The organism is Bartonella sp. MR63HLJHH (assembly GCF_042194155.1).
Taxonomy (GTDB): domain Bacteria; phylum Pseudomonadota; class Alphaproteobacteria; order Rhizobiales; family Rhizobiaceae; genus Bartonella; species Bartonella grahamii.
Window position 1 is genome coordinate 1 of the sequence record NZ_JBHIMN010000027.1, and the last position, 4,026, is coordinate 4,026.

Sequence of the window (4,026 nt, forward strand, 5' to 3'; positions counted from 1 at the left end):
ATAATACTATTTACAATACTGTTTAAATATGCGACATCCATCGCTCTTTCTCTTAAACAAAATCATAAATTCAAATGAATCACTCACAAGAAAAGCTAGTATCATTCTCTTGGTTTACAAGAACAACAAAGAAATATATCTATTATGTCATCGAACTCAGTTGCGTTGCTGTTGTTTTGCGCTTACTTGGCTTGGTGAATCCTTTTATTTTTCAAGCGATTATCGACCGTATTCTCCCTTTTCAGCGTATTGAAAGTCTCTATGCTATCGTTGTCTTGATGGTTGCTATCATGCTGTTTAGCACTGCTCTTAGCGCTCTTTCAGGTTACTTAGGTGCCTATTTAGCCAATCGACTTACATTAGAATTTGGACAGCGCGTTTACACCCATGTGTTAAGCCTCTCCTTGCCCACTTTACGCCGTTGGCAAGTGGGGGAACTGTTCACGCGAATCGGAGAGGTTGATACAATTCGCGGTTTTCTAACAGGAACCATCGCCACAACTGTTCTAAATGTTCTGTTCGCAATCATTTATCTTGCTGCACTCTTTTCCATTAGTCCGAAACTGACCTTTATTGTCCTTATTGTTTTACCTTTACAAATGGGTTCTTTAGCGTTGGTCGGTCCCTTCTTGCGCCGCCAATTACGCCGTGCTTTCACTCTGCAAGCCGCCCATCAATCGCGCCTTATTGAAAGTTTTACCAATCTTGAAGCCATAAAAGCGCATGTAAAGGAGCCAGCCCATACAATACGCATGCAAGAAACTTTAGCCCGCAGTTTAGATCAAAGCCTTACGACCAGTAAATTGCATCTTCTCAATGGAGCCATGAGCCATATTTTTGGTGATCTTTTCACTATTTTTATTATCTTTTTTGGTGCTCAAGCAGTTCTTCAAAACCAGATTACGCTAGGGCAACTTATTGCCTTTCATCTCCTCGCTGGAAATGTTTCTGGTCCTATCTTAAGCCTTGCATCCCTATGGGAAGAATGGCAGCATTTGAAAATCTCTCGTCTTCGTTTGGGCGATATTCTTAACTCCCCTTCAGAATGGGAAGAAGAAAAGCCGCCTCTTCAACTCAGCGCTCCTCCTCATCTTGAAGCCAACGATCTCTGTTTTTCTTATGGAGATAAGTCCATTATCAATCATCTTGATGTCTGTTTACAACCTAGGCAACCGATTATGTTACTTGGTCCTTCAGGGTGCGGAAAAACAACCTTGGCGAAGCTCCTTTGTGGACTCTATCCCCCAACAAGCGGAAAGATATTGATTAACGCCCAACCTTTACAGAATTTTGATGTCCGTAGCGTGCGTGAAACAATCGCGTATTTTCCTCAAAATCCTTGCCTTTTTTCCGGAACCATTCTTGAGAATATGCTTCTTGCCAAACCAGATGCCACTAAAGATGAAATCGACGCTGCACTATATGTTAGTGCTTGCCATGATTTGATTGCTCAGTTGCCTTTAGGACTCAATACTCAAGTAGGAGAGCAAGGTAGTTTTTTATCAGGTGGTCAGCGCCAACGCTTGGCTCTGGCTTGTTTCTTTCTGATAAACCCAAGCCTGCTTATTTTGGATGAACCTACTTCCGCATTGGATGACACTGTCAGTGCGCAAATTGTTGAGCATTTATATAAACTTTCGCAAGAACGTATTGTTCTTGTTATTACCCACAAAAGCGACCTCTTTCCTCAGCATGCAACCGTCTTAAACTTTACTGATTTGGAGGCAAAAAATGGCAGATAAAGCTCCCTATTTGCGCCCTTTGTCACCAACGCTTCATATGGTTGTTGCTGTTTTGGTCACCTTATTTCTCTTTATTGTGATCGGCAGCTTTATCGCAAAAACAGAGATTGTTGCACGGGGGCAAGGAAGTGTTATTCCCACCGCTTACGTTCAGCTGGTCCAAGCGCAAAATACAGGACGCATTGAGAAAATCCTTGTAAAAGAAGGGCAATTTGTTCATCAAGGCGATCTTCTTATTCAATTAGATCCCCGTGAAGCCCTCAATGAGCGCGCACGTGTTCAAGCAGATATCGCGCAACAAACCCTTCAAGCACAAATCGCAACAGCTATTTTAACAGCTTTGCATGAAAGTGATCCTTTGGATAAAGATTTTGTGACCAAAGGGCTTGCCTATCTGCCAGTTCCTCCTTCTGGCAATAAAACTGCAAGAATAGAAGGGGAAAAACTCATTAGCGCTACCCTTCAATCTCTCCAAGATAAATTAAGAGCGCTAAAAGCACAGGCGGACCGCGTCGAGCGCAGCGGTGCAACACAACATGCGCAATTAGATAGGTTGGAAGATGATCGTCAATTAAGCCAAGGAAAATTAAAAGCTGCAAAAAGCCTGATGGAAACAAAAGTCATTAGCCAAGCCGTTTATTTAGAGCGTTTACATGACTTTAAAAATGTCGAGCATGAAATTTTAACCAATCAAAGACGTTTGGAAGAAAATGCCGCCGAAATAAACACCCTCCTCCAACAACGGAAAAGTCTCATTTCCGATGAAATCGCCCGCTATCGCCAACTTTCGCGTGAAACAGAACTGAATCTTCAAGGATTAAAAGCAAAGCTTGATAGCACTCAATACCATCTTGACCACTTATCACTTTATGCACCTGTTGATGGACGTATCGATGATTTAAGTATCCATACTTTGGGCGGCTTTGTAGAGGCTGGAAAAACTCTTATGCGTATTGTCCCTGGTGCGGGTGGTCTCATTATTGAAGCATTTTTTGATAATCGAGATATTGGTTTTTTAGAAAAGGGCCAACGTGCTTACATCAAGTTTTCTGCCTTTCCGCCTGAACGTTTCGGTGTTATCCACGGTACAGTCGTTAATGTAGGCGCTACAGCACGCTATGATAAAGAAATTAATGGTGTCTATGCTGTTTTAATCAAAATTGACCAAGATCACATCACTTTGAATAACAAACATCTTAAATTTATCCCTGGCATGACTGTGACAACGGATGTCATTACCTCAAAACGGCGGCTCATTTCTTATTTCTTTGAACCTATCACCAAAATTTTAGAACAGTCCCTAAAGGAAAGATAATGTCTGTAAATGAAAATTCATCACCTTCACTCATAGATCCTCTTACAGCGTTAGGAGCTATGGTTGTTTTAATGCTTACATCTCCCTTATACCGCCGCTGGCGAATCTGGGATATCGAACGAAATTTAGGACCAGCTTTACAGACTGGGCAATATAAACTTTATAAAAATGAACGTGGAGAATTTTGTGCCTTTATCACTTGGGCTTTTTTAGATGAAAAAAATCATCAATCTATGCTTGATAAGGGAGAGCTTTTGTCCGATGCGGATTGGCAAGGCGGAGAATATATGTGGTTTATTGATTGTGTGGCACCCTATGGACATGCTGCTGGTATGGTACGTGACATGCAGCGGCATGTGTTTCCTAATCAGCATTATTGCTACGCTGTTCGGCGTAATGAAGATGGTGGAATACGGAAAATTACCCGCTGGTGTTGCTATAGAGCAAAAAATCCAGCTAAATAGTTTTTCTAAAGCAAGTGCGCATAAATCATTTACCCCTCGTCTTATAGAAAAGAATCTTTTAAAAGAGCTCTTTAAGCGATAGCTATAGTAAAAGAAAACCTTACCATATTTAGAGCTAATCCGCTACAAATGGGTATTTTTCAGCTTACCAGACTTGCTATGAATAGCAACAGACGGTTAAGAAGGCTAATCCACTCTCAAGCTGAAATTTGATTAACTAATTTCACTAGAATTGGCTGGGGTACCTGAATTCGAATCTTAAATTTAATTGCAATAAGATATTGATTTTATTTATATTTTTTTAAGGTTAGGGACCGTATAATTAGGTTCGGGAATAGGATTTTCACACTTTCCTTTACAAAGCGCATTCTTTTTGCCAGCTTTCTCTAATAATTTTTTAAAATCTGCTAAATCCTGTTGTGAAAGATTATGTAAATTTCTAACAAACATGCCAACAATTTCACGACTCAACGGATTAGAAGGCTTTATAGTGAAACTTTTGCAA

The 4,026-nt window shown here is 40.6% G+C and carries 3 protein-coding genes and 1 pseudogene; 3 read left to right on the forward strand and 1 reads right to left on the reverse strand.

The window, feature by feature from the left end:
* The first annotated feature begins 74 nt into the window (after positions 1-74).
* Genes ACFIKQ_RS08860 through ACFIKQ_RS08870 form a run of 3 tightly spaced genes read left to right on the forward strand, consistent with a single transcriptional unit; the run spans position 75 to position 3,521 of the window.
* The gene (locus ACFIKQ_RS08860) at positions 75-1,742 is read left to right on the forward strand and encodes a peptidase domain-containing ABC transporter (RefSeq protein WP_375656296.1); all 1,668 of its coding nucleotides are present in this window, start codon (positions 75-77) and stop codon (positions 1,740-1,742) included.
* Entirely contained in the window at positions 1,732-3,057 is a 1,326-nt protein-coding gene (locus ACFIKQ_RS08865) for an HlyD family type I secretion periplasmic adaptor subunit (RefSeq protein ID WP_375656297.1), read from the forward strand. The genes ACFIKQ_RS08860 and ACFIKQ_RS08865 overlap by 11 nt, the downstream gene beginning before the upstream one ends.
* Positions 3,057-3,521: a toxin-activating lysine-acyltransferase gene (locus ACFIKQ_RS08870; RefSeq protein ID WP_375647067.1), complete on the forward strand. Its 465-nt coding sequence runs from the start codon at positions 3,057-3,059 to the stop codon at positions 3,519-3,521. The genes ACFIKQ_RS08865 and ACFIKQ_RS08870 overlap by 1 nt, the downstream gene beginning before the upstream one ends.
* Positions 3,522-3,812: 291 nt before the next feature.
* Here ACFIKQ_RS08870 and ACFIKQ_RS08875 read toward each other — a convergent pair.
* Positions 3,813-4,026 (reverse strand): annotated as a pseudogene (locus ACFIKQ_RS08875) (hypothetical protein); the annotation flags it as partial.